The organism is Streptomyces sp. NPDC058872 (genome assembly GCF_042743065.1).
Lineage (GTDB): Bacteria > Actinomycetota > Actinomycetes > Streptomycetales > Streptomycetaceae > Streptomyces.
The window spans coordinates 1-2,717 of record NZ_JBHYMK010000134.1 but is presented as its reverse complement, the minus strand read 5'-3'; the positions used below and the strand labels follow the sequence as shown (position 1 = coordinate 2,717).

The window sequence follows — 2,717 nt, the reverse complement described above, 5'->3', positions numbered from 1 at the left end:
ATCTCGGTGACGATCACCCGCGCCCCCTGACCGCGCAGCGACTCCGCACACCCCTTGCCGACGTCGCCGTAACCGAAGACCACCGCCGTCTTGCCACCGATCAACACATCGGTGGCCCGGTTGATCCCGTCGATCAACGAATGCCGACAACCGTACTTGTTGTCGAACTTCGACTTCGTCACCGCGTCGTTCACATTGATCGCCGGGAACAACAAGGCCCCCTCGCGGTGCATCTCGTACAGACGGTGCACCCCGGTGGTGGTCTCCTCCGTCACCCCACGGATCTCCGAGGCGATCGCCGACCAGTCCAGGGCGGTGGTCTCCAACAGGCGTCGGACGACGGCCATCTCCTCGTTGGACGCCTCGGGCAGCGCACCGGTCTTCTGGTGCTCCACGCCCTTGTGGACCAGCAGGGTGGCGTCCCCGCCGTCGTCCAGGATCATGTTCGGGCCGCCGGTGGGAGCGTCCGCCCAGGTCAGCGCCTGCTCGGTGCACCACCAGTACTCCTCCAGGGTCTCGCCCTTCCAGGCGAAGACCGGGATGCCGGCCGCGGCGATCGCGGCGGCGGCGTGGTCCTGGGTGGAGTAGATGTTGCAGGACACCCACCGCACCCGGGCGCCCAGCGCCACCAGGGTCTCGATGAGCACGGCGGTCTGCACCGTCATGTGCAGCGAGCCGGTGATCCGCGCACCCGCAAGCGGCTGCGCCTCGGCGTACTCACGGCGGATCGCCATCAGACCGGGCATCTCGTGCTCGGCCAGCGTGATCTCCTTGCGGCCGAACGCGGCCAGGGAGAGATCGGCGACCTTGAAGTCGGAGAACGCGGTGTCGGTGGACTCAGACATGTACGACGCTCCTTGCGCTGAGGATGGTTCGGTGGATTTCGAGGGCCGCCGTCGACCTGTTGAGCGTGATGTAGTGCAGGCCCGGAGCCCCCTCGTCGAGCAGCCGCAGACCCATCCGCGTCGCGTGCTCGACGCCGATCCGGTACGAGGCGGCCGGGTCGTCCTTCGCGGCCTCCAGGCGGTGCGCCAGCTCCTCGGGGAAGGCCGCGTCGGAGAGTTCGGCGAAGCGGCGGATCTGGCGCACGTCGGTGGCCGGCATGATCTCCGGGATGATCGGGGTGTCACAGCCCGCGGCGACGGCCCTGTCCCGCAGGCGCAGGTAGTCCTCCGGGTCGAAGAACATCTGTGTGATGGCGTAGTCGGCGCCCGCCCGGCACTTGGCGACGAAGTGGGCGAGGTCGCTCTCCGGGCTCGCGGATCGGGGATGACCCTCGGGGAAGGCGGCGACGCCGATCCTGAAGTCGCCGAGCGAGCGGACGAGTTCGACCAGTTCGTGGGCGTACCGGAAGCCGTCCGGATGCGGGGTCCACTCGCCGCGCGGGGCGCCCGGCGGATCGCCGCGCAGCACGAGCACGTCCCGGACGCCGACGTCCGCATAGGCGCCGACGATGGCCCTCAGCTCGGCGACCGAATGCCCGACGGCGGTGAGGTGGGCGACGGGTCGGAGGGTGGTCTCGGTGGCGATCCGCCGGGTGACCCCGATGGTCCGGTCGCGGGAGGAGCCGCCGGCGCCGTAGGTCACCGACACGAAGTCCGGCTTGAGCACCTCCACGCGCCGGATCGCGTCCCAGAGGGCCTGCTCGCCCCGGTCGGTCTTCGGCGGGAAGAACTCGAAGGAGAAGGTGGGTTTCACAGGCGTCGCCCTCCCGCGTTGAAGTAGCTCGCCTCCGGGTGGTGCACGACGATCGCGTCCGTCGACTGCTCGGGGTGCAGCTGGTACTCCTCCGACAGCTCGACGCCGATCCGCTCCGGCCGCAGCAGGGCGGCGATCTTGGCCCGGTCCTCCAGGTCCGGGCAGGCCGGGTAGCCGAGGGAGTAGCGGCAGCCCTGGTAATCGGTGCGGAGCATCCCCGCCAGGTCGGCCGGCTCCGCACGACCGGCGATGCCCCACTCGGCACGCACCCGGGCGTGCCAGTACTCGGCGAGGGCTTCGGCCAACTGCACGGACAGGCCGTGGAGTTCGAGATAGTCGCGGTAGGCGTCGGCGGCGAAGAGCCGGGCGGTCTCCTCGCCGATCCGCGGGCCGACGGTGACGAGCTGGAGGGCGACCGCGTCCACCTCACCGGAGTCCTCGGCGCGGTGGAAGTCGGCCAGGCAGAGGCGGCGGCCCCGCTGTTGGCGGGGGAAGGAGAAGCGGGTCCGCTCGCCTCCGTCCTCGTCCAGGACGATCAGGTCGTCGCCCTTGGACACACAGGGGAACCAGCCGTAGACCACGGCCGCTTCGACCAGGCCCTCCCGCTCGATCCGGTCGATCAGCGCCCGCAGCCGCGGCCGGCCCTCCGCCTCGACGGTCCCCGCGTCCTTCAGTCCCCACTGGCCCTTGAACAGGGCGCCCTCGTCCAGCCAGGGGGCGTACTCGGCGAGCGGAATGCCGGTGACGACCTTCGTGCCGAGGAAGGGGGGTTCGGGCACCGGGTTGTCGCCGGCCACGTCCGAACGGCCGGCCGGCTCCGGCTCCCGGACCTCGGGCAGGGATGCGGCAGGACGCTTGGCCACCCGGCGCTGCTTGAGCGGGGGCAGGACGGCTCCGGGAACGCCGCGCTTGACGCCCATCAGGGCGTCCATCAGGCGCAGGCCTTCGAAGGCGTCGCGGGCGTAGCGGACTTCGCCGTGGTAGATGTCGTGGAGGTCTTGTTCGACGTAGGCGCGGGT

3 protein-coding genes are annotated in these 2,717 nt (G+C 70.6%); all 3 read right to left on the bottom strand.

The genetic code is table 11. The features are described from left to right. Positions 1–845 (bottom strand): adenosylhomocysteinase (locus tag ACFW22_RS35725; RefSeq protein ID WP_386412944.1); only part of this gene is annotated, 845 nt, incomplete at its 3' end. After that, positions 838–1,698 carry a methylenetetrahydrofolate reductase [NAD(P)H] gene (metF, locus tag ACFW22_RS35720; RefSeq protein ID WP_386412942.1) on the bottom strand — a complete coding sequence of 287 codons (861 nt, stop codon included), beginning with the start codon at positions 1,696–1,698 and terminating at the stop codon, positions 838–840. The genes metF and ACFW22_RS35725, both read right to left, overlap by 8 nt. Next, on the bottom strand, positions 1,695–2,717 hold a 1,023-nt coding region (locus tag ACFW22_RS35715), incomplete at its 5' end, for a vitamin B12 dependent-methionine synthase activation domain-containing protein (RefSeq protein ID WP_386412940.1). The genes ACFW22_RS35715 and metF, both read right to left, overlap by 4 nt.